The organism is Streptomyces sp. NPDC057623 (assembly GCF_042800355.1).
Taxonomy (GTDB): Bacteria; Actinomycetota; Actinomycetes; order Streptomycetales; family Streptomycetaceae; genus Streptomyces.
The window spans coordinates 1-22963 of the sequence record NZ_JBHVGZ010000099.1 but is presented as its reverse complement, the minus strand read 5'-3'; the positions used below and the strand labels follow the sequence as shown (position 1 = coordinate 22963).

Below are 22963 nucleotides of genomic sequence, written 5' to 3'. Positions count from 1 at the left end.
GGGGCGAGGAAACCACGGCACCCCCGCACCGTCACGTCCGATACGGGTTGTACGGGTTGTACACGGGATACGACGCAGCCGCCCCGTACCCCTGCCCGTACGGCTGCCACTGAACCGGCGCCGCATACCCGGACCCGTACCCGTAGCCCTGCCCGTGTCCCTGCCCCTGCCCATACGCCGGCCAGGCCCGCGCAGCCACCGCGTGCTGCAGCGCCGGCCGCGCAACCTCCCGCCGCCACCACAGCTCACGCAGCAACTCCCCCTCCCGCACCACGAAGTCCGCCCCGGCCCGCCCCCGCCGCCCCCGGTGCCGCAGGAACGCCAGCGACGTGGCATACGCCTCGTACTGCGCCACGGCCCGCGCGGCCCCCCGCCCCCCACGGCGCCGCGCATACTGCCGGGCCACCCGCCGAGCCCGCATCGAACCGAGCGCGAACGGCTCACTCGGGGCCAGCCACCCGGCCACGACATACGCGGGCAGTTCCTCCCGCACGGTCCTCAGCTCACGCTGCCGCGTCCAGATCACCAGCCACGTCAGCAGCCCGAACGCGGGCACCATGAAGGCCGCGTACACGGCGAAGAACCCGAACTCGCCGAAGGCCGAGGAGCCGTTCCACAGGGCGTGCATGCCCATGGCGAGCAACAGCCCGAAGAGGGGGAGAAGCACCCGCCGCACGTGCTGCCGTTCACCCGACAGCGCGGCGATGCCGAAGCCGATGCCGGTCAGGACGGTGAAGAGCGGGTGCGCGAACGGCGACATGATGACGCGGACGAAGAAGGTCGCCGCGGTGACGGAGGCGATGCCGCTGTCGCCGGACAGCTGGTCGGTGCCGAAGGCGGTACCGAGGTAGAGGATGTTCTCGGTGAAGGCGAACCCGGTGGCGGTGACCCCCGCTATCACCACGCCGTCGACGATCCCGGTGAAGTCCCGCCGCCGGAAGAGGAACACGAGGAGTACGGCCGCGGCCTTCGCCGTCTCCTCCACGACAGGCGCTATGACGGTCGCGCCCAGGGTGTCCGCGTGCGACGGATCGGCCGTCGCGGTCGCTATCCATCTCGTCGCGAAGCTGTTGGCGATGATCGCTATCAGCGCCGCCGCGCAGGCACCCCAGGCGAAGGAGAACAGCAGATTGCGCCAGGGCCCCGGCTCGACCCGGTCCAGCCACCGGAAGGACGCGACGAGCAGCGGCACGGGCAGGATGGCGAGCCCGAGCCCGACCAGGAACCCTTCGGTGCCGGTCTGCTCCCGCACCAGGGCGAGGATGACCAGCCCGGAGAGCGCGAGCAGCGTGCTGAGCGCGCCGTAGCGCACCCACCGCTTCTGCCACCAGTGCGCGTGCCGCAGTGCGCCGCCGGTGGGACCGGTGGGGTGCGTCGGGTACGGGGGACAGGTGGCCACGGCATTGACCCTAACGAGGCAGGGGCGCCGCCCGCAGCAGCGCGAGGGGCTCGGGCGCCGGTGGGGAGTTGCTGGAGATGCTCTTGTTCCGTGCGGTACTTCCCGCTGCTCCTATCGCTGTACGCGGCGGAAGAGCAGGTCGTTCACCACATGACCCTTGTCCAGTCCCTGCCCCTCGAAACGGGTCAGCGGCCGGAACTGCGGACGGGGCGCGAAACCGCCGTCGTCCTGGGTGTTCTCGAAGTCGGGATGCGCGCTCAGTACTTCGAGCATCTGTTCGGCGTACGGCTCCCAGTCGGTGGCGCAGTGCACGACGGCACCGGGCTTCAGCCGGGTCGCGGCGAGGCTGAGGAACTCGGGCTGGATGAGCCGCCGCTTGTGGTGCCGCTTCTTGGGCCAGGGGTCCGGGAAGTAGACGCGCAGTCCGTCGAGTGCGTCCGGCGTGAGCATCTCGCGGAGCAGGATGATGGCGTCGCCGTTGCCGACCCGGAGGTTGGACAGCCCGTTCTGGTCGGCGAGGTTGAGCAGATTTCCCTGCCCCGGGGTGTGGACGTCGACGGCGAGGATGTTGGTGCCGGGGTCACCGGCGGCCATCTGCGCGGTCGCCTCACCCATCCCGAAGCCGATCTCCAGCACGGAGGGGTTGTCGTTCCCGAACAGCTCGGCCAGGTCGACGACGCACTGCCCGTCGATGTCGAGCCCCCACTTGGGCCACAGCCGCTGCAACGCGTCCGCCTGCCCCGCGGTCACCCGACTCCGCCGTGGCTGAAAGCTCCGGATCCGCCGCTCGAAGTGCGACCCGGCCGGGTCGGCCTTGGGCCCGTCAGGGAACCGTGGCTCACCCTTGGCCCGGGTATGTCGAACGGAGACCCCGGGGTGGTGATCGGCAGGGCCGGCCTGCTCGCCGGGCTGGGGGGCTTCGGGGGCGTTGAGAGAGTCAGACACAGTGGAACCGATTTTACGGGGGAACAGCACACAACAAGCCCGCCCGGGCACCTCCAGCCCGTCTGGGGGCACCCCCTCTGGGGGAGTTTGAGGACGAGGCCCTTCGGGGCGATAGCGGGGGTCCAGCGGGCGGCGGGGGCGAAACCACGAGGCCCGCCCTCGCACCCACCCGCACCCCAACCCCCTCAAGCAGCCTCCATCACCGCCAACGCCCTCCGCGCCACCTCCCGCCCGATCGGCAGCGAAGCGGTCGCCGCAGGACTCGGCGCGTTCAGCACATGCACCGCCCGAGCCCCCTCCCGTATCAGGAAGTCGTCCACCAGCGACCCGTCCCGCAGCACTGCCTGCGCCCGCACCCCCGCCGCAGCCGGCACCAGATCATCCGAGGTCACCGCGGGCAACAACCTCCGCACCGCCTCCGTGAACGCCCCCCGGGACACCGACCGCCGCAGCTCCCCGGCGCCGTACCGCCAGTGCCGCCGGGCCATCCGCCACACCCCGGGCCACGCCACCGTCGCCCCGACCTCCCGCGGCCGGACGACACCCCACCCGTACCCCTCCCGGGCCAGTGCCGGCACCGCGTTGGGCCCGATGTGCACATCGCCGTCGATCCCGCGTGTGAGGTGCACCCCGAGGAACGGAAACGCCGGGTCCGGCACCGGGTACACGAGCCCCCGCACCAGCTCGGGCCGGGCCAGCGTGTAGTACTCGCCCCGGAAGGGCACGATCCGCACCTCGGGCTCGTCCCCCGTCATCCGGGCCACCTCGTCGCAGTGCAGCCCGGCACAGTTCACCAGCACCCGCCCCCGCACGACGTCGCCGCCCGTGGTCCGTACGGCTACCCCCAGCTCCGCCCGCCGGTCGACGTGCTCGACCTGCGCGCCGTACCGGATCTCCGCCCCGGACGCCTCGGCCAGCTGCCGCGCGACCCCGACGAAGTCACAGACGCCCGTCGTCCCCACGTGTATGGCGGCGAGCCCGCGCACCTCCGGTTCGTACTCCGCGATCTGCGTGGCGCCCAGCTCCCGTACCGGAATGCCGTTCTCCCGGCCGCGCTGCACCAGGGCGTGCAGCCGCGGCAGCTCGGCCCGCTCCGTCGCGACGATCAGCTTGCCGGTGACGGCGTGCGCGATGCCGTACTCCGCGCAGAACTTGACCATCTCGGCGGCACCGCGCACCGCGTACCGCGCCTTCAGCGAACCCGGCCGGTAGTAGATCCCGCTGTGGATGACCCCGCTGTTGCGCCCCGTCTGGTGCCGGGCGGGACCCGTCTCCTTCTCCAGCACGGTCACCCGCGTCCCCGGCGCGGCACGCGTGATCGCATACGCCGTGGCCAGCCCGACGATCCCACCGCCGATGACGAGCACGTCACAGTCGTAAGCGAGCGTCCGCACCTGCCCCACCTCCCGGTTTCGATAATGCACTGCGCCACTGACAACGCCCTCAAACCCAACGGAGCACCGCGTTCCCACGGGATGCCGGACCCGGGTACCTCGGCGTGACGATTCCCAGGGCGAACCTTGGACAAGGGCAGGGAATCCGGCCACCCGTCCGCCGTGATCCAGCCACAAGGAGTTCACGCACCGCTCCGACGATGCGGCAGAGCACCCGGACTGCCGCATCGGTGCGTCGCAGCGGCACTGAACGAAACGGCACATCCATGAGACGCCTGATCCCGGCCCTTGTCCCGCCCCTGGCCCTCGGCCTGGCCACCCTGCTGGCCGCGGCCCCGGCCGGCGCCGCCGCGAACACGAGCACCCGCGACAGCTACGGCACCAAGGCGACGTACGCCCCCGGCGAGAGCGCCCGCTCCTACCAGCGGCCCCCCGTCGGCTTCACCCCCGTCTTCACCGAGAACGTCTCCCGGCACGGCTCCCGCGCCGCGACCGACGGCGAGGACGCGGACCTGGTTCTCGCGCTGTGGAAGAAGGCCGGGGCCGCCGGTCGGCTCACCGCCAAGGGCAAGCGGTTCGGGCCCGAGGTGCAGGCGCTCCGGACCGCCATGAGCACCGTGGGCTACGGCGACCTCAGCGGGCGTGGCGAGCGCGAGATCCACGACACGGCCGTACGGATGGAGAAGCGGCTGCCGGGGCTGTTCCAGCGGATCGCGGGCGACAAGGAGAAGATCGACGTCGTCAGCTCGGGGCAGGGACGCGCTGTCGACAGCGCGAACCTGTACGCCGCCGGGCTGGCCGGGGCCGACCCCGCCCTGAAGCCGCTGATCGGCCCGACCCGCACGGACGTCGACCTCCTGTACTTCCACAAGGCGGCCGGCGGCGCTGCCTACCGGGACTACCTCGCGAACGACCAGCGCCTCGCGAGCACCCTGAAGTCCATCACCGACCAGCCCACCACCCACCGCGCCGCCCGCGACGTACTGAAGAAGCTCTTCAAGGGCGACTTCGTCGACCAGCTCTCCGACGACGACCGCGTGGCCGCCGCCACGGCCGTCTACAACCTGTACGCCATCGCGCCCGCCATGAGCGACGAGAGCCCCGGCGGCAGGGGCTGGGGCATGGAGCGGTTCATCTCCAAGCGGGACGCGGCCTGGTTCGGGTACCTGAGCGACGTCGAGGACTTCTACGAGAAGGGCCCCGGATTCGCCGGCAGCGACATCACATACAAGATGGCGGGCGTTCTGCTCGACGACTTCTTCCGGCAGATCGAGGCCAAGCGCGCCGGCACCAGCGACCTGGGCGCCGAGCTCCGCTTCACGCACGCCGAGGAGATCATCCCGCTGGCCGCGCTGATGGGCCTGCCCGGCAGCACGAAGGGCGCCACCGCCGAGCAGCCGTACACCTACGCCGACAACGCCTGGCGGGGCGCGTCCGTGGCGCCGCTCGGCTCGAACATCCAGTGGGACGTCTTCAGCAAGGGCGACACCTACCTGGTGCGGATGCTCTACAACGAGAAGGAGACCGCCTTCAAGGCCGGCTGCACGCCGATCTCCAAGGGCAGCGCCTTCTACAAACTGGACGAGCTGGAGCGCTGCTTCGGGCGCACGAACAGCACGTCGTGACGCCGTGATCGTGAAGTCGTGACGGCCGGCGGCTCAGCCAGGCTGAGCCGCCGGCCTCGCGAGAGGCCCGCCTAGGCCGGAGCCATCAGCAGCGGCCGTGCACGTTCCCGCAGCTCGACCACCCGCGGCTCGTCGCCGTACGGCTCCAGGCGGTGCAGCAGGTCCTTCACGTACTCGGTGGTGCGCGCGGACGATATCCGCCCCGCGACCTCCACCGCCCGCACGCCCTGCTCGCACGCCGCGTCGAGGTTGCCCGACTCGAGCTCGGCGACCGCCGAGACGACCAGCCGCAGCCCGTGCGAGCGCACGAACTCCTCCGTCGGCTTCGACAGCGCCTGCTCCGTGAACCGCCGTACCTGACGCGGTGCCTTCAGGTCCCGGTAGCACTCGGCGGCGTCCGCGGCGAAGCGGTCGTAGGAGTAGAAGCCGAGCCACGAAGGGTCGTTGTCGCCCTCTCTGGACCGCTCCAGCCAGCCCTCCGCCGCCTTCAGTGCCGCGCCGGCGGCCTGGGCGTCACCAGCGCGCGCGTGTGCGCGTGCCTCGACGAGACGGAAGAAGCTCATGGTGCGGGCCGTGGCGAGGCCCCGGTTGCGTTCCAGAGCGGCCTGGGCGAGGTCGACGCCCTCGTCGCCGAAGCCCCGGTAGGTCGCCTGGAGCGACATGGACGCGAGGACGTACCCGCCGAGAGGTACGTCCGCGGCGGCTCGCGAGAGGCGCAGCGCCTGGATGTAGTACCGCTGGGCGGCCTCCTGTTGCCCGGTGTCGAAGGCCATCCACCCGGCGAGACGCGTGAGTTCGGCACTCGCCCCGAACAGCGCCCGCCCGACTTCGTCGGAGTACGAGCCGAGCAGCAGCGGCGCCGCCTCCACCCGTAAGCACTCCGGCACCATGGACGAACGCCAGTCGCCGCCTCCGTACTTGGAGTCCCAGCGCCTGGCGTCCTCGGCGGCCTCCCGCAGCTTCTGCACGTCGCTGTGGCCGACTTTGAGCGGTGCGCCGGAGTCCTCCGCGGAGTTCACCTCGCGCGCCACCGAGCTGTCGGCCGGGGTTATCAGCCACCGTGAGGCAGGCGTTGCGTACGCGCTTACTGCGAACGAACCGGCCAGGGACTGCCAGATGCCGCCGGAGCCCGCGCGGCGGCCGGCGAGGTCGAGACGGTAGAGTTCCGTCGCCGACTTCACCGCCTGTCCGACGTCGCGGGGGAAGGCGAGGCCCACTTCGGGCGCGGGGTCCGCGTCCGCCAGGCCGATCTCGTGGAGCGGCACCGGACGGCCCAGCTTCTGGCCGATCGCGGCGGCGATGAGGTGCGGCGCGGCACCTTGCGGCACCATGCCTTTCGACACCCAGCGCGCCACCGACGTCTTGTCGTAGCGAAGAGTCAGTCCTCGTTGAGCGCCAAGATCGTTGACGCGTCGAGCGAGTCCTGCGTTGCTGATTCCCGCGAGGGCGAGAACGGCGCCGAGCTTTTCGTTCGGCCCGCGTTGCTCCCTGGACATGCGCCACCCCTCGACACAGACGGCTGCCGCGCTGGCATAACCACGCGGCATTCGTAAACCCAGCGTAGTTCGCCGCATCCCAAGCGTTAAGGGGCATTCTTCCGGATGGCGGGATTGTGGTCCGTACTCAAGTGCGCACCCCCTACGCACAGTTGTGACGTGCTCCCGTTGTGTGGCCGTGCGCCCGTGCGTGCGCTCTTCTCCAGCCACCGGGGGAGCGGTTCCATGGCTCATGCGTGGGTCGGCCCGCTGTACTGGATCCAGTGGGCTGGGGGATTCCGCCGCCTACATCCCCGCGGGCGGCGGAACGGTCCGGGGGGCGTACACCGTTCCCCGGACTGCGCGCGCCGCGACCACACCGAGTAGTGCGCAGTACTTGCACGGAGTGTGCGCGAGCCTGTCCTTACGTCGCCGATTTGGCTGAAAACCGACCCTGCCTTCCGCGGGCAATTACCGCTCCGACCACGGAACTTGAGGGCGCGAAGGGCGTTCTTGGGGAGCGCACCGGGGGCGCATTCGCGTCGCAGGTGTCGAGCGATCCCCCTGCCCCGTCCGGGTGTTCGGGCCGAGCGGCGACCCACGCGCGCGTACAAATCCGGGATCTCGAGCGGCTCCGCCGCCGCTCCGGCGCGCGTCCTTCATGGCAGCATGGTGACCGGTTCGTGCGGTGCACTGGTTGTCCACAGCCTGTGGAGGCGACGATGCGGTGGTTGGTGGGATGGAGCAGCACCACCGCGGTGGCATCCGGTTTCGGCTCCGCGGGAGCCACCGGAAGCGACGGCGAGACGGTGCACCCGGTCGGGTCCCAGCTCCTGTGGGGCGACCCCGACCCCCTGTGGGCGGTCGGCGACTGGCGCCCGGACGAGGTGCGCGTGGTCAAGGCCGACGAACAGACCCGGATCGCCGTGCTGGGGACGTGCGGGGCGAGCGACGAACAGCTGCGCCTCGGCCTGTTCGCCGCGCGCGGCGGGGCACTTCGGCATCTGACGGCCTGGTCCGGCAGCTACACGGCCGTCGTCCAGGTCGGCCGCCGGGTCACGGTGAGCGGTGACCTGGCGGGTGCGCGGCCCGTCTTCTACACCCCCTGGGCGGGCGGTACGGCCTATGCGACCGCCGCGCTCCCCCTCGCCGACCTCATCGAGGCCAACCTCGACTTCGGACACCTGGCCGCGCTGCTGGCCGCCCCAGACGTGCCGGCCGCGCTGCACGACTCCACCCCGTACGACGGCGTACGGCGCATTCCGCCGGGGCATGCGCTGATCCTGCGCACCGGGGCGCGCGAGATCGCCGGGTACGAGCCGGTCGCCTCCCTGGCCGTGGCGGCGCCGACCGCCGATCCGGACAGCGCGGTGGACGCCGTACGGGACGCCCTGGTGGAGTCGGTACGCGCGCGTCTGTCCGCGCCTCGCCATGTTCCCGGCGCCGACATAGACCCGGGCCCGGTCCCGGGCATGGGGCCCGCCGAACGGCGTGCCGCGCGCGGGATGCCGGTTCCGGGCATCGGAGCCGACCTGTCCGGGGGCCCCGCGTCGGGCACCCTGGCCCTGCTCGCCGCCGGCCTCCCCGGGATGCCGGGCACGGTCCTGGGCCACGGCACGGGCGCCGGTGAACGCCTCTTGGCGGTGACCTTCAACGACCTCGCGGTAGGCGGCCGCGAGGCCGAGCTGGAACGCGCCGGAACCCTGGCGGCCAACCCCCGCCTGCACCACGTGGTGGTGACGGGCGGCGAGGAGACACTGCCCTACGCCGACCTGGACGGCCCCCTGACGGACGAGCCGGGCCCCAGCCTGGTGACCGCGGCACGGCACCGGGCACGCCTGGCGGCCGGCAGCGCGGACCACTTCACGGGCTACGGAGCCCGCCAGGTCCTGGACGCCCACCCGGCCCGCCTGGCCGACCTCCTGATGGACCGCAAACGCCGCCACCTGGTCCGCCCGGTCGCGGCGCTGGCGAAGGCGGACGGCTCGGTGCTGGTGCCCGCGCGCGTGTACGGCGCGGCGCGAAAGCTGGCCCGCACGCCGTACCGCACGGGCCTGGAGTCCCTGGCCGCCCGCCTGATGGACCGTCGCTTCGACGAACCCGGAGGTGCCGTAGGGGCGTCGCTCGCCGCGCTCACCTGGGCCAGACCGGGGCCGGCGGCCCGCTGGCTGACCGGCGAGGCCCTCGCTGAAGTATCGGTTCGCCTGCAAGCGGCGACGAGCCGCAACGGCGTAGGCCCCGGCCAGCGTCCGGGCGACTACCGCGCGCGTGCCGCCCTGGCCCGCCACGCCTCGGACCTCCGCGTCCTGGAACAGGCCGCCGAGGTCCGCTCCCAACGCCTGCACGCCCCCTTCCTCGACAACCAGGTCGTCCGCGCCTGCCGCGCCCTCCCGGAGGCCCTCCGCGTCCAGCCCGGCGCCCGGGCGGCCATCCTCCGCACGGTCCTGGAGGGCGCCGGAGTGGCCGACCTCCCGCCCGGCTGGGGCGCCCCGTCCCACGCATCGGCGGCGGTGGCGGCGCGCACGGGCCTGCGCGTGTCGGCCGACCCGCTGATGGCCCTGTTCGGCACCCCCCTCCTGGCCCAGGCGGGCCTGGTGGAGGCCCGAGTGGTCCGCAAGGCCCTCCGCGCGGCCGCCGAGGGCGAGCCCCTCCCCCTGGACGGCCTGGCAGACCTGGTCTCCCTGGAACTCTGGCTACACCGCCTACTGGCCCGCCGAGGCACCTGCTGGACAGGCACCCCCGCCCGCCAACGAGCGGTACCGGCGGGCATCAAGCCGCAGCGTGGGGCGCTGGGGGCGGGGGCGGTGCGACGGGGGTGACTGCTCCGGGCCGGCTGCCCACAGCGGTCTTGCCCCCCGTCGGACACGATCACCTCTCGACACCGACCCAGGCACCTCCGGCCCGCCCGGCGTTCGAGCACGAGACATTGCCATCCCGACCCCCCGCCCACCCGCAGGGATCTTGGCGCCGGTCCGGATCTCTCAGCCCGTCCGGCGTTTGAGGACGAGGCCCTTCGGGCCAAGCGGGGGTCCAGGGGGCAGCAGCCCCCTGGCCGGGGTCGAAGGGGCGGCAGCCCCTTCAAGGGATGGGAAGGGTAGGGGCGGCGGGGGCGAGAACCCTCCTGGCCCGCACCCGGAAACTCACAGCACTCACGAACCCCCTGCCCCAACACCCCGCGACCGCCAAAACCCGTGCCCCCCACAGCCACCCCCGCCACAATGACCCGGTGCGGTACAGAATCCTGGGCGTCACCCAGGCAGACGACGACCACGGCACCGTCGTACCCATCCGCGGCCCCCGCCTCCGAGCCCTGCTCACAGCCCTGGCCCTACGCCCCGGCCACCTCACCACCCCCGACACCCTGATCGACGAGGTCTGGCCCGACAACCCACCCCAGGACGCCCTCGCCGCCCTCCAGGCCCTCATCGGCCGCCTCCGCCGCACACTCGGCAAGAACGCCGTCACCTCCGCCCCCGGCGGCTACCGCCTCACGGCGACGCAGGACGACGTAGACCTCTTCGTCTTCGAACGCCTCGTACACGAGGGCACCTCCGCCTTGGCCGAAGACGACCCGTCCACCGCCGCCCAAACCCTCACCACCGCCCTCACCCTGTGGCGCGGCCCCGCCCTGGCCGACCTCCCCGACCGCACCACCGCCGCGACCCGCCCGGAGGCTCTCCGCCTGGAGGCGACCCGAGCCCGCATCGAGGCAGACCTGCGACTCGACCGCGCCCGACCCGCCGTACCCGAACTGAAGGAACTGACCGCGGCTCACCCGTACGACGAACCGCTGCATGCCCTCCTCATCCGCGCCCTGCGCGACACGGGCCGCCCGGCCGACGCCCTCGCCGCATACGAAACCGTCCGCCGAGCTCTCGTCGACGGCCTCGGCACCGACCCCGGCCCAGAACTCCGCGCCCTGTACACGGAGCTGCTGACACCGACGCCTGCCGAGCCGGCCCCCGCGACGAAACCCCAGCCGCATCCCACCCCGCCAGACCCACCCCCTGTTCCTCCCGCGACCCGACCACGCTCCACCCCACAACGCCCCCAGCCCTCCGCTGCTACCGCCACGCTCACTCCCACTCCCGCCCCCACTCCCACTCCCGCCCCCACTCCCGTCCCCGTCGCCGGAGGCAACCTCCGCCCCCGTCTCACCTCTTTCGTGGGCCGGGAACTCGAACTCGACGCCATCCGTTTCGAATTGCACAGGGCCCGACTGGTCACGCTCACCGGACCGGGCGGCTCTGGAAAGACCCGCCTCGCCGAGGAGGCCGCCAGCGGCCTCCCCCAGGCATGGCTCGTCGAGCTCGCCCCGCTCGACCGGCCGGAGGCGGTACCAGGCGCGGTGGTCAACGCGCTCGGTCTGCGCGAGACCGTGCTCATGACCAACGAGCTGACGGCCCAGCAGGACGACCCGGTCGCCCTGCTGATCGAGTACTGCGCCCCGCGCAGCCAACTCCTGATCCTTGACAACTGCGAACATGTCATCGGCGCCGCCGCCACCCTCGCCGAAACGCTCCTCACCCACTGCCCGGGCCTCACCATCCTCGCCACCAGCCGTGAACCCCTGGGCGTCCCCGGCGAGTCGGTGCGCCCGGTCGAGCCCCTGCTCCCCGACCAGGCACACCGCCTCTTCGCGGAGCGCGCGGCGGCCGCCCGCCCCGGCACCGAGGCCGTGCTGCGCGACGGGCGCGACCAGGAGGCCGTCGCGGAGATCTGCCGCCGCCTCGACGGACTCCCGCTCGCCATCGAGCTGGCGGCCGCCCGGCTACGGCTGCTCACCCCCCGGCAGATCGCCGACCGCCTCGACGACCGCTTCCGCCTCCTCACCTCTGGAAGTCGTACGGTCCTGCCCCGCCAGCAGACCCTGCGCGCCGTCGTCGACTGGTCCTGGGATCTGCTCGACGAGCAGGAGCGGACGGTGCTGTGCGAGGCGTCCGTGTTCGCGGGCGGCTGGGACCTCGTGGCGGCGGAGGCCGTCTGCACCGGGCCAGTCGCGGACCTCATGGGCGCGCTGGTCGACAAGTCCCTGATCGTGGCCACCCCGTGCGAACGGGACGGCTCCGACGGCATGCGGTACCGCATGCTGGAGACCATCCACGAGTACGCCGTCGAGCGCGCCGCCGACCTTCCCGAACCGCGGCTCACGGCCGAGCGTCGGCACCGCGCGTGGGTGCGCGCGCTCGTCGAGGAGGCCGACCCACAGCTGCGTTGCGCCGGCCAACTCCCCTGGATCTCCCGCCTGGAGACGGAGCTGGACAACATCCGGGTGGCGCTCGACCGTGCCCTCAAGGCAGGCGACGAACCGGATGCCGCGTCCATCGCCCTCGCCATGGGCTGGTTCTGGTGGCTGCGCACATACCGCCATGAGGGCACTGCCTGGATCGACCGGATCCTGCGGCTGGGCGTTGCCTCGGACACCGCGGCCGGCCCCTCCGCGGCCGCCGGTTCCCCCGTGGCCGACGGCGTTCCCATCGAGGACAGCGCCCCCACCGCCACATCCGTCCCCACACCCGCCACATCCGTCCCCACACCCGCCACATCCGTCCCCACACCCGCCCCCACCGCCTCCCCCGACCCGATCGACGCCCTTCTCGCCGCCCCGGACCAGGAGGCCCACCACCCGCAGCACATCCCGCGGATGCAGCTCCGGCTTCTGCACCTGTTCCTCAGGTCCGAGACCGAGCCGATCGACACTCTGCTGGACGAGCGCATGCGGCGCTACATGATCCGCGTGCGCAGCTTCTTCGAGCAGGGAGGCCCGCTGGCCGCGCGGCTGCCGGGGCTCGTCTGGCCGCTGATCGACTTCTTCCTCAGGACTTCGCGGGAGGTCCAGGCATCCATGGACGTCGCCATCGCCAACTGCCGCCTCCACGGCACCGACTGGGAGGTCGGCGTCCTGCTCATGTTCCGTACGCACATGGCCGTCGACTCGGCCGGCGGCACCGACGGCCTCGACGACGAGCTCGCGGAACTGAGGCTGCTCAGCCGCCGCTCCGGCGACCGCTGGATGCGGGCCCAGGTGTGCAGCGCGGCCGGTGAGACCGCCATGGCGCGCAGCCGCTTCGAGGAGGCCAGAGGCGAGTACGAGGAGGCGTTGAGCCTCGCCCACGAGGTGGGCGCTCACGCCGAGACGCCGTTCCTCATCACCCGGCTCGCCGAGATCGCCTACCGCAAGGGCGACCGTACGGCCGCACTGACCGCGCTGGACGAGGCGAGCGCCGCCGCCGACCGTTACGGCGTGCCGGACACCCGGGCGTTCGTCAGGCTGATGCGGGCCCAGATCGCGCTGGACGACGAGGACACGGCACGCGCGCGTGCGATGTGCGACGCGGCTCGCGTGGAGACCGCTCGTGGCACCCCACCGCCGCAGTTCATCGTGATGCTGAACGCCATCGACGCCATGGTCGTGACGGCCGAGTCGGGCCCGGAACACGGCCTGCCTCTCCTGGCCGACACGCTGCGCGTGGCCGTGGAGAAGGGGTGTGCCGACGTGATCACCGCGGCCGTCACGGACGCCGCGGCGGACCTGCTGACCCGCCTGGGCGACCACCCGCGCGCGGTCCGTCTGCTGGCCGCCTCGGAGCACTGGCGCGGCGGTCATCCACGCCCCCTGCCGGAGCGCGAGCACGCCCAGCGGGCCGAGGCCGCCGCCCGCACCGCCCTGGGCGCCGAACGGTTCACCGCGGAGCGGACGCGGGGCACCGCCCTCGGCTACGGCGACGTGCTGCACGACCTCGCCGAAGCCGTGCGCAACCTCCACCACCCCGTCGAGCGGGCGCCGTAGGCGTCACAGGCCGACTGAACGGCCCTACACGCAGCTGAACTTCGACTCCGCCCAGTCCGCCGGCAACAGGGTGTCGAAGGTGCTGTGCGGCTCGACCACCAGCCGGACGGTCTCGCGCCCGGCGAGGTTCACATGGACGGGTACGGCCGGGTCCCCGCCCTTGAGGGCTGCGGACCGCCACAGCCGGACGCCGTCGGCGTAGACGGAGAAGGAGAACTTGCCGAGCCCCAGGGTCGAGTCGTCGACGCCGACGAGTGCGTCGTAGGCGGCGCACTGCCGGTTGAGGTCGATGGTGACGGACGACCGGCCGTGCACGGTGACGCCGTGCGCGTACCGCTTGTCGCCGATCGACACGCCGTACCGCTGCCACACCCAGCTGCTGCCACTGAGCCGCATCTCGGGCGTGGTGCCGTCGCCGGTGAGGTCGTACGAGAGCTCGCTCCACTGGTAGACGGCCGGGGTGGGCGGGGGCGGCGGAGTCGGCGCGGGTGGGGGTTTCGGGGTCGGTGTGGGGGTCGGAGTCGGCGTCGGGGAGGGTGTGGGCGTCGGACGGGGCGAGCGCGTGGGTGCCGGGGCCGGTGTGGGCGGCGGCTCGGCGGCGGGGGTGATCGCCGGCGGTCGCGAAGCGGGCTTCTCCTGCGACGGTTCCGAAGGTTCCGACGGCTCCGGTGGCTCGGGCGTCGGCGTCTCCTCGACGATGGGGGAGGGGAGGGGAGGCTGCTTGGCGTCCGTCTTGTCGGCCGGTTTCTCGTTGCCCGCCAGCGCGAGCACGATCGCCGCGACCACGCCCACGGCGACCACACCGGCCGCGATACCGGCCTTCACCGGCGCGCCGAGCCCCTCGGAGGCCGCCGAGCCGCCCCCGGAGCTCGCCCCGCCGGAGGAACTGCCACCGGCCGCCGCGGCCGCCCCCGCGGCACCGGCCGCACCCGCCCCGGCACCGCCCGCGATGAGCCCGGCCGCCTTGGCGTACCCGGCGGCGCCGAACCAGCCGATGACCGCGACCGGCACGACTGCGGGGATGCCCCCCGCGACTTCCTGGATCTGGCCCGCGGCCAGCCGGCACCTGGCGCACTCCTCCAGGTGCTTGCGCAGCCCCCGCTCGGCGCGCGTGCGCAGGCTGCCCCGGGCGTAGGCACCGAGTCGGTCGGCGTGCCGGGCGCACTCCTCGTCGCGGGCGAGGCTGGCGCTGACGTGGGCCTGGAGGTAGGCCTGCTTGAGTCCTTCGCGGGCGCGGCTGGCGAGCACACGCGTGCCGTTGGCGTCGAGCCCGAAGAGCGTGGCGACCTCGCTCGGTGACTCGTCCTCGACCTCGGTGTGCCAGAGCACGGCCTGCCAGCGCTCCGGCAGCGACCGGAAGGCCTGCATGGCCATGGACTGCTCGGCGTCGTGCATCGCCCGTACGTCGGCGCCCAGGTCCAGTGTGTCGTCGTCGGACACCTCGGAGACCCGCCTGGACTGGGCGGCGAACACCGCGAAGTCGTCGACCAGCTGCTCGCGCCGCGCCGACTTCGTCCAGTCCGCCGCGGCCCGCCGGATCGAGGTGAGCAGATACGCGCGTACGGCGTGTTCGGGTCCGGACCCGCCGCGTACGGCCTGGAGCATGCGGGCGAAGACCTCGGCCGTCAGGTCGTCCGCGGTGTGGGCGTCGCGGCAGCAGGTGCGCGCGTACCGGCGCACCGCCTCCGCGTGGCGCCGGTACAGCTCCTCGTAGGCGGTGTCGTCACCGGAGCGCATCCGTCCGATCAGGTCGGCGTCCGACGACGGCAGCTCGCGAGGCGGCGGCAGCTCGCGCGGTGAAGGCAGCGTGCTGTCCTCACGGCGGTCGCGCTGTGCCGGGACGCTGCCCTCCGCACGGCTGTCGGCACGGCTGTCCGCACGGCTGTCGGCACGGCCCTGCGTGCGGCCCTCCCTTGGGTCGCCGCCCGGCGGCAGGTCCGCCCGTCCGCCCTGACTCGGTACCTGCGGAGTCGACGAGTCACCGTCACCGCGTGACTCGTCCCACCCGTCAACGCTCATCGCGGAAAGCCCCCGCTGCCAGCTCTACCAGTCCCGGACACCGGGTCAGGGTGCCATATTGGCTTTTGTTCAGGACCCGCCCGTACGGACATCCACTCGTCCGTGGGGTCTTCCCGCAGCGTAGTACTGGCCCTCGCCCATTCGGGGAAGGCTCAACCAGCTTTCGCCGGGCGGGAGTTGAGTGTCCACAACCCGAAACGCCCGGCATGCCCCGCGACCGTGTTCGAGGCGAGGGCGGCGCGGCACCCCGCCTCGTGGTCACTCCTTCGAATCACTCACCTTTCGAAGTCACGGTCCTCACCCTGGCTGCGTCACGCCTGGGGGCGCGACCGCAACCCCTCCAGCAGGATGTCGAGCAACCGAGCCGAGGCCGCGGCCTGCTGCGCCGCGTCCGGCAGCGAGGGCGCCGCTGTCGCGATCACCAGCAGGACGTCCGACACCGACACATCGGCCCGCAGCTCACCGGCCGCGCGCGCCCGATCCACGAGCTGACCCACCACGTCGAGCAGCGCCGCCGCCCCGGCGTCGTCCACCGGGCCGACCGCGACCGCCGGCGGCTGGTCGGGCACCAACCGCAGCTCACCGGTGCCCGGCTGTACCCGCTGCTGCGGCACCCGGGCCTCGTCGAGAGCGGAACCGTCCTCGGCGACCCCGACCCGCAGCACCTGCGGCGGCAGCAGCCGGCCCGCGCCCGAGGCCACCGACGTCCGCAGGAAGCGCGAGAGCGCCGACCACGGCTCGTCCTCCTGACCCAGCGCCGCACGTGCCTGGTCGGTCAGCCGGGAGGTCTCCTCCTCGGCTATCCGGCGTACCAGGACGTCCTTGCTCGGGAAGCGTCGGTACACCGTCCCGACGCCGACCCGCGCGCGTCGCGCCACGTCCTCCATCGGCGCGCCGTATCCCAGCTCGCCGAAGACCTCACGTGCCGCACGCAGCACGTGCTCCAGATTGCGCTGTGCGTCCACGCGCAGCGGCGCCGTACGCGATGTGTCCCCGCGTCCGTTGCCCGCCGCCGCGCTGATCGTGCCGCCCGCTGTCCCGCCGCCGGATGCGATGGCGGACGCGGTGGACCAACGAGAATCCTGAACATGCATAAGCGATCCCCCGGTAATGACGTCTCCCCCCGGAGACTCCCCGTCATTGCAAAGCCGGAGCGTCGCGGAACCAGCCCGGACAACAGGTCCGCCATGTGTGACTCACGGACCCGATGAGCGCATCCCCCTACACCCCGTCGACACACGAACATAGTTGAGTGGGAGTCAATTCAGAAGGGGCAGGTTCCGCACAGAGCCCCCCTCGATCGGAGTACGGGTCGTTTACGCCCTGATTGCGCCACTCGCGATCCCCCGGCGCACACCCTTTGACCTGCGGACTCTCCCCGCACTCCGGCATTTCGGCCAAACCGATCCGCCGGCGGCCTCCGGTCACACAAATTGTCGAGCCTGTGGACAAACGCAAGCGTCGGGTGCGTCATGGGATGGTGAAGGAACGTGCGCGCATTCTCGTTGTCGGCGGCGGCTACGTCGGGATGTACACGGCCCTGCGTCTCCAGCGGAGGCTGAAACAGGAACTGGGCCGGGGCGAAGCCGAGATCACGGTGGTCACTCCCGACCCGTATATGACCTATCAACCATTTCTCCCCGAAGCGGCCGCCGGCTCCATCTCCCCGCGTCACGTGGTCGTACCGCTGCGCCGCGTCCTGCCCCGGTGCCGCGTCATCATCGGCGAGGCCACTGCCATCGACCACGCCAAGCGCACCGCCACCCTCACCACCCTCGCCTCCGAGGAGGAGGGCACGGGCAGCGAACAGCTCTCCTACGACGAGCTGGTCCTCGCCCCCGGCTCCATCGCGCGCACCCTCCCCATCCCGGGCCTCGCCGACCACGGCATCGGCTTCAAGACCGTCGAAGAGGCCATCGGCCTGCGCAACCACGTCATCGAGCAGATGGACATCGCCTCCTCCACCCGCGACCCCGGGATCCGCGACGCGGCGCTCACCTTCGTCTTCGTCGGCGGCGGCTACGCCGGTGTCGAGGCGCTCGGCGAGCTCGAGGACATGGCCCGCTACGCCACGCGCTACTACCACAACGTCCGCCCCGAGGACATGAAGTGGATCCTGGTCGAGGCCTCGGACCGCATCCTGCCCGAGGTCGGCGAGGACATGGGCCGCTACACGGTCACCGAACTGCGCCGCCGCAACATCGACGTACGCCTGCACACCCGCCTGGAGTCCTGCGCGGACCGCGTCGCGGTCCTCAGCGACGGCGCCCGCTTCCCGACCCGTACGGTCGTCTGGACGGCCGGCGTCAAACCCCACCCGATCCTCGCCGCGACCGACCTGCCACTCAATGAGCGCGGCAGGCTGAGGTGCACCCCCGAGCTGACGATCGAGGGCACCACGCACGCGTGGGCCGCGGGAGACGCCGCCGCGGTCCCCGACGTCACCGCCGGCGAGCCCGGCAAGGAGTGCGCCCCCAACGCGCAGCACGCCCTGCGCCAGGCGAAGGTCCTGGGCGACAACATCGTCCACGCCCTGCGCGGCGAGCCCCTGGAGACGTACGCCCACAAGTACGCGGGTTCGGTCGCCTCCCTCGGCTTCCACGAGGGTGTCGCCCAGGTCTACGGACGCAAGCTCAAGGGCTACCCTGCCTGGTTCATGCACCGCGTCTACCACCTGAGCAGGGTGCCGACCTTCAACCGCAAGGCCCGCGTCCTGGCCGAATGGACCCTTTCGGGACTCTTCAAGAGGGAGGTCGTCTCCCTCGGTTCACTCGAACATCCCCGAGCGGAGTTCGAACTCGCGGCCGGTGGAAAGCCTCCTCTCAAGCCGGAAGACGACCCGAAGGGGTCGTCCTGACCGGACCCAGGAACTCCACCGACGAGGCAGGCGTCTGACGGGTGTCGGCCAGGTCGGCCGCACTGCCAGACTGATCCCTGACCGATCCCTGACCGATCCCCGACCCTGGACGACCTTGGACGGGCACCCGCCCGCCCATCGACCCACAAGGCTCTCCCCACAGTGCTGCAATCCGGGGGTGCTGGTGCCACCCCTCAGACCCCAGGCCGGGTCCGGAGCTGGCCGAAGACGACGACACGAGGCAAGGATTCGTGAACTTCACGCGCTGGAGCGCCCGGCTCCCCGGAACGCAGCGCCGCGCGGCAGCGCGGACCGAACCCGCGGCGGCGGTCACCCAGGACCGCCGGGGAGAGAGCCCGGGCGCCGTCCCCGCGGCCCGCGCCGAACACCTCACCGACGACGCCAAGCCGATCCCCGCCGTGGACGAACTGCCGGTCCGTGAGGTCCTGGACCGCGTCCCGGCCCTGGTCGCCCTGGTCCACGGCTCCGACCACCGCCTGGCCTACGTCAACGACGCGTACGTCACGGCCTTCGGCGTACGTCCCCCGGGCGAACCGGCCCGCGAGGCCCTTCCCGAGCTGGCCGAGCTGGGCCTGCTCCCCCTCCTCGACCAGGTCCTGCGCAGCGGCAAGCCCCGCACCCTCAAGTCCCGCAAGGCCCCTGACGGCCGCTCCTACACCTTCACCTGCACCCCGGTCGCGGAGGGCGACGGCGGCGTCCTCGTCTTCGCCACGGACGTCACCGACCACGCGGAAGCCGCCGAACGCCTCCGCGCCAGCGAACGCCGCCAACGCGAAACGGCCGTCACCCTCCAACGCTCCCTCCTCCCCCAGGAGCTCGAAGAACCGGACGACCTGCGTATCGCCGCGACCTACCACCCGGGTGGCACGGAGGCCGCGGTCGGCGGCGACTGGTACGACGTGATCACCCTGGGCGGCGGACGCACGGCCCTGGTGATCGGCGACGTGATGGGCAGAGGAGTCCGCGCAGCCGCGGTCATGGGCCAGCTCCGCACAGCCGTGAGGGCCTACGCCCGCCTGGACCTCCCCCCGCACGAGGTCCTCCAGCTCCTGGACGGCCTGGCGACGGAGATCGACGCCAACCAGATCGCCACCTGCGTCTACGCCGTCCACGACCCGAACGAGGGCCGCCTGGTCTACGCCTCCGCCGGCCACCTCCCCATCCTGGTCCGCGACGAGAACGGTGACGTCCAACGAGCCGACGAACCCACCGGCCCGCCCCTCGGCACGGGTGGCTGGATGCACGCGTCCGGCTCCATCGCCCTGAGTCCCGGCTCCACGGCGGTTCTCTACACCGACGGCCTGGTGGAACGCCGGGACGAGGACCTGGACGAGGGAATCGCGTCCCTGGAACGCGCTCTGGCCGGCGCGACCGGCACCCCGCAGGTGGTCTGCGACCGCTTGGTCCGCTCGGCCGGCGTCACGGCGGACCACGACGACGACGTGGCGGTCCTCGTCCTCCAGCACCCGGCCCGCACCGGCCCCGACGGCGACCTGTTCCGCAACGCGGCCCTGGAGCTCCTCGGCGGCGTCGAGGCAGCCCCCCGCGCGCGTGCCTTCGCCTCCGGAGTCCTGACCAGCTGGCGCTTCCCGCCCGACCTTCACGACCTGGGCGTTCTGGCCGCCAGCGAACTGGTCGCCAACTCCCTCCAGCACGGCACCCCGCCCATGCGCCTCCGCCTCCGCCGCACCGACCGCCGCCTGATCATCGAGGTGACGGACGGCGACGACCACCTCCCAAGACGCCGCCGCGCAGAACCGGGCGACGAGTCCGGCCGAGGCATCGCCATCGTCGCGACGATCGCCTCGACCTGGGGTTCACGACGCACACCCGGAGGCGGCAAGGCGGTGTGGTGCGAGTTCGTACTACCGAAAACAGCCCAGGACCCCCAGAGACCCTGAACTCTCCCAGCGCCGCCCAGGCCTGCCCAGCCCGCCCGCCGTCCAAGCACGAGCTGTAACCGCCCCGAACCCCCACCCACCCGCAGAGGGCTTGGCTTCATTTCAGCCCGTCCGGCGTTTGAGGACGAGGCCCTTCGGGCCGAAGCGGGGGTCCAGGGGGGCGGCAGCCCCCCTGGCGGGGTGGAAGGGGCGGAGCCCCTTCAAGGGATGGGACGGGTAGGGGCGGCGGGGGCGAAAAACTCAGGCGTGCGCCCGAGACTGCCCCGCACCCGACGCGACCCCCTGCGCCACCACCCGACTCTTCCCCAACCACGGCTGATCCTGCACAGCGGTCAACTCACGCCCCAACCGCACCGCGAGATACGTGATCCCCAGCGAGAACAACAGAAACGTCACCACATACGGCCCATGCAGCGCCGCCCCCATCGGCCCACCCACCGCCGGCCCCACAGCCAACGCAAGCTGCTTCACCAGAGCAAAAGCAGAGTTGTACTGCCCAGCCATCCCCTCCGGCGCAAGGTCCGCCACCAACGGAGCAACCGTCGGCGACAACATCGCCTCACCCAGCCCGAACAGCGCATAAGTAGAGATGAAGGCAGCCGTAGCCATCTCCTGGCTCCCATGCCCAAGCCCGGCATACCCCGCCGCGACCCACGCCACGGCCCAGATCAGCCCCACCGCCGCGATCACCCGCGACCGCCTCCGCCGCTCGACGAACTTCAGCACGGCGAACTGCGCCACCACGATCATCGCGGTGTTGGCAGCCAACGCGGTCCCCAGCGCCGACGTGGAAACCCCGGCCGCCTCGACCCCGTAGGCACTCAGCCCCGACTCGAACTGCCCGTAGCAAGCGAAGAAGAGAACGAACCCCAGCACGCACAGCTGCACCATCGCCCGGTTCCGGAGCAACTGCTTCCAGCTCCCCTTCACCGCCCCGGCCCCCGGAGCCCCCTCGATCCGCGGCGCACGCGGCATCCGCACCGTCACCATCACCACGACGAGCAGCAGGAACATCGCCGCCTCGATGGCGAACAGCAGCGTGAAGGACGAAACGCTGGTCGTATCCACGAGGTGCCCACCGATCAGCCCGCCGACCCCCAGCCCCAGGTTCTGCAGAAAGAACTGCATCGCGAACGCCCGCGACCGAGTCTCAGCCGTGGAGCAGTCCACGATCATCGTCGCGAGCGCCGGCTGCATCACGGCCTGCCCGGCCCCGAGCGTGGCCGCCGACAGCAGTACGGACGCCGCACTCCCCGCGAGCCCCAGGCTCAGCGCTCCGAGCGCGGCGGTGACCAGAGCGGCGAGCAGCACCGGCAGCGGGCCGCGCCGGACGATGGCCCGCCCGGCGAACGGCAGCACGACCAGTGCCGCCACGGCGAAGACGGCGAGGACGAGCCCCGCCGTCATGGCACCCAGCCCCCGGACCTGCGCCACATAGACGTACAGGTAGGGGACGGTGAAACCGAGCCCGAACGCGCTGAGTGCGTTGCCCACGTGGATCCGGCGCATCGCTACGCCCATCGCCCTGGTCACGTTCACCTCTCTCAATGTAGATCTGAAGACTTCAAAGCTAAAGTTCGAAGCTAAACACTACACAGCGAAGGACTTCAACGCCAAGCGAGCCCGTGCCATACTCGGCCCATGGGCGACACCCAAGGCATCAGCGAACCGACCCTCGAAGAACAGATCGCCGCGTACCAGCGCGAGTTCCAGGCCCTGGACCCCCAGGTGGAGAAGGTCGTCTCCGCACTGTCCCGCCTGAACCGCCGCATGAACGTCGCCTACGGCCGCCAGACCGCCACGCTCGGCATCAGCAACACCGAGTGGGAGGTCCTCAAGGCATTGGTCCTCTCCGGCGCCCCGTACCGGCTGGGGCCCAGCGACCTCGCCAAGCGCCTCGGCCTCACCCCGGCCGCCATGACCCACCGGATCGACCGCATGGTCGCCGAAGGTCTGGTCACCCGGGACCGCGACGAGTCCAACCGCGTCCGCGTCATCGTCGAGCTCACCATCGAGGGCAGGGAGAAGTGGCTGGAGGCGATGCGGCTCGCCTCGGTCTTCGAGGAGGAGCTGCTCCAGGACCTCTCGGCGGAGGAGCGCACCACCCTCGGCGAGGTCCTCACCCGCCTGCTCCGCAGGGTGGAGCACGCCCAGCCGGACGCCGGCGGACGCCTCAGCGACCTGGACTGACGCCCGGCCCTGCGCCACCGGAAAAGATCTTGACAGGGGGAGCTTGACAGCCCTCTTCCCGATCCGTAATGTTCTCCGGGTTGCCGCCGAGCCGTAACGGTTCTGCGACAGCACCTCCCGCCGCGAAAGCGGCAACCCAAACCATCAGCATGATCTCCCTACGGGGTTGATTTCGGCGTGCCCGAATTCAATTCGAATTGGGACTCGGCGGCCCGATTGGGAATCGCCGAGAGGATCCGCTAAGGTTTGAGACGTCGGAACGGCCCAACGGCCGGGAAGGCAAACCCCGCTGACTGGGGGTCAGGCCCGAAAGGATCTGATAGAGTCGGAACCGCCGGAAAGGGAAA

At 71.9% G+C, this 22963-nt stretch carries 13 protein-coding genes; 6 read left to right on the top strand and 7 right to left on the bottom strand.

Features of this window, described 5'->3' with window-relative positions:
* Window positions 1-31 precede the first annotated feature (31 nt).
* From ACFU95_RS46635 to lhgO, 3 genes are all read right to left on the bottom strand, one after another.
* Window positions 32-1399 carry a PrsW family intramembrane metalloprotease gene (locus tag ACFU95_RS46635; RefSeq protein ID WP_383842487.1) on the bottom strand — a complete coding sequence of 456 codons (1368 nt, stop codon included), beginning with the start codon at window positions 1397-1399 and terminating at the stop codon, window positions 32-34.
* Between the two features lie 111 nt (window positions 1400-1510).
* On the bottom strand, window positions 1511-2344 hold the full coding sequence (trmB, locus tag ACFU95_RS46630; protein ID WP_383842484.1) for a tRNA (guanosine(46)-N7)-methyltransferase TrmB: 834 nt from the start codon (window positions 2342-2344) through the stop codon (window positions 1511-1513).
* A gap of 185 nt (window positions 2345-2529) precedes the next feature.
* Window positions 2530-3738, bottom strand: coding sequence for an L-2-hydroxyglutarate oxidase (lhgO, locus tag ACFU95_RS46625; protein WP_383842481.1), 1209 nt, complete (start codon window positions 3736-3738; stop codon window positions 2530-2532).
* 266 nt (window positions 3739-4004) lie between these two features.
* Here lhgO and ACFU95_RS46620 point away from each other — a divergent pair, with 266 nt between their 5' ends.
* Window positions 4005-5363: a histidine-type phosphatase gene (locus ACFU95_RS46620; RefSeq protein WP_383842479.1), complete on the top strand. Its 1359-nt coding sequence runs from the start codon at window positions 4005-4007 to the stop codon at window positions 5361-5363.
* Window positions 5364-5434: 71 nt separating this feature from the next.
* Here ACFU95_RS46620 and ACFU95_RS46615 read toward each other — a convergent pair whose 3' ends face one another.
* Window positions 5435-6859, bottom strand: a complete 1425-nt coding sequence (locus tag ACFU95_RS46615) for an MFS transporter (protein ID WP_383842476.1) — start codon at window positions 6857-6859, stop codon at window positions 5435-5437.
* A gap of 701 nt (window positions 6860-7560) precedes the next feature.
* Here ACFU95_RS46615 and ACFU95_RS46610 point away from each other — a divergent pair.
* The gene (locus ACFU95_RS46610; protein ID WP_383842474.1) at window positions 7561-9657 is read left to right on the top strand and encodes an asparagine synthase-related protein; all 2097 of its coding nucleotides are present in this window, start codon (window positions 7561-7563) and stop codon (window positions 9655-9657) included.
* Between the two features lie 407 nt (window positions 9658-10064).
* Window positions 10065-13628 carry a BTAD domain-containing putative transcriptional regulator gene (locus ACFU95_RS46605; RefSeq protein WP_383842471.1) on the top strand — a complete coding sequence of 1188 codons (3564 nt, stop codon included), beginning with the start codon at window positions 10065-10067 and terminating at the stop codon, window positions 13626-13628.
* 24 nt (window positions 13629-13652) lie between these two features.
* Here the strand turns inward: ACFU95_RS46605 and ACFU95_RS46600 are convergent, their stop codons facing one another.
* Entirely contained in the window at window positions 13653-15647 is a 1995-nt protein-coding gene (locus ACFU95_RS46600) for a sigma-70 family RNA polymerase sigma factor (RefSeq protein ID WP_383842469.1), read from the bottom strand.
* 311 nt (window positions 15648-15958) lie between these two features.
* The gene (locus ACFU95_RS46595) at window positions 15959-16741 is read right to left on the bottom strand and encodes a TetR/AcrR family transcriptional regulator (RefSeq protein WP_383842466.1); all 783 of its coding nucleotides are present in this window, start codon (window positions 16739-16741) and stop codon (window positions 15959-15961) included.
* A 383-nt stretch (window positions 16742-17124) separates the two neighbouring features.
* On the opposite strand from ACFU95_RS46595, the gene ACFU95_RS46590 reads away from it, so the two are divergent.
* Entirely contained in the window at window positions 17125-18504 is a 1380-nt protein-coding gene (locus ACFU95_RS46590; protein ID WP_383842463.1) for an NAD(P)/FAD-dependent oxidoreductase, read from the top strand.
* A 251-nt stretch (window positions 18505-18755) separates the two neighbouring features.
* Window positions 18756-20426 (top strand): SpoIIE family protein phosphatase, encoded by a 1671-nt coding sequence (locus ACFU95_RS46585; RefSeq protein ID WP_383842460.1) that lies wholly within the window; start codon window positions 18756-18758, stop codon window positions 20424-20426.
* Between the two features lie 240 nt (window positions 20427-20666).
* On the opposite strand, the gene ACFU95_RS46580 is transcribed toward ACFU95_RS46585, so the two are convergent.
* The gene (locus ACFU95_RS46580) at window positions 20667-21935 is read right to left on the bottom strand and encodes an MFS transporter (RefSeq protein ID WP_383842507.1); all 1269 of its coding nucleotides are present in this window, start codon (window positions 21933-21935) and stop codon (window positions 20667-20669) included.
* A 132-nt stretch (window positions 21936-22067) separates the two neighbouring features.
* Between ACFU95_RS46580 and ACFU95_RS46575 the strand changes: the two genes are divergently transcribed.
* Complete coding sequence (locus ACFU95_RS46575; protein WP_383842457.1) at window positions 22068-22616, top strand: MarR family winged helix-turn-helix transcriptional regulator; 549 nt, start codon at window positions 22068-22070, stop codon at window positions 22614-22616.
* Window positions 22617-22963: the final 347 nt, after the last annotated feature.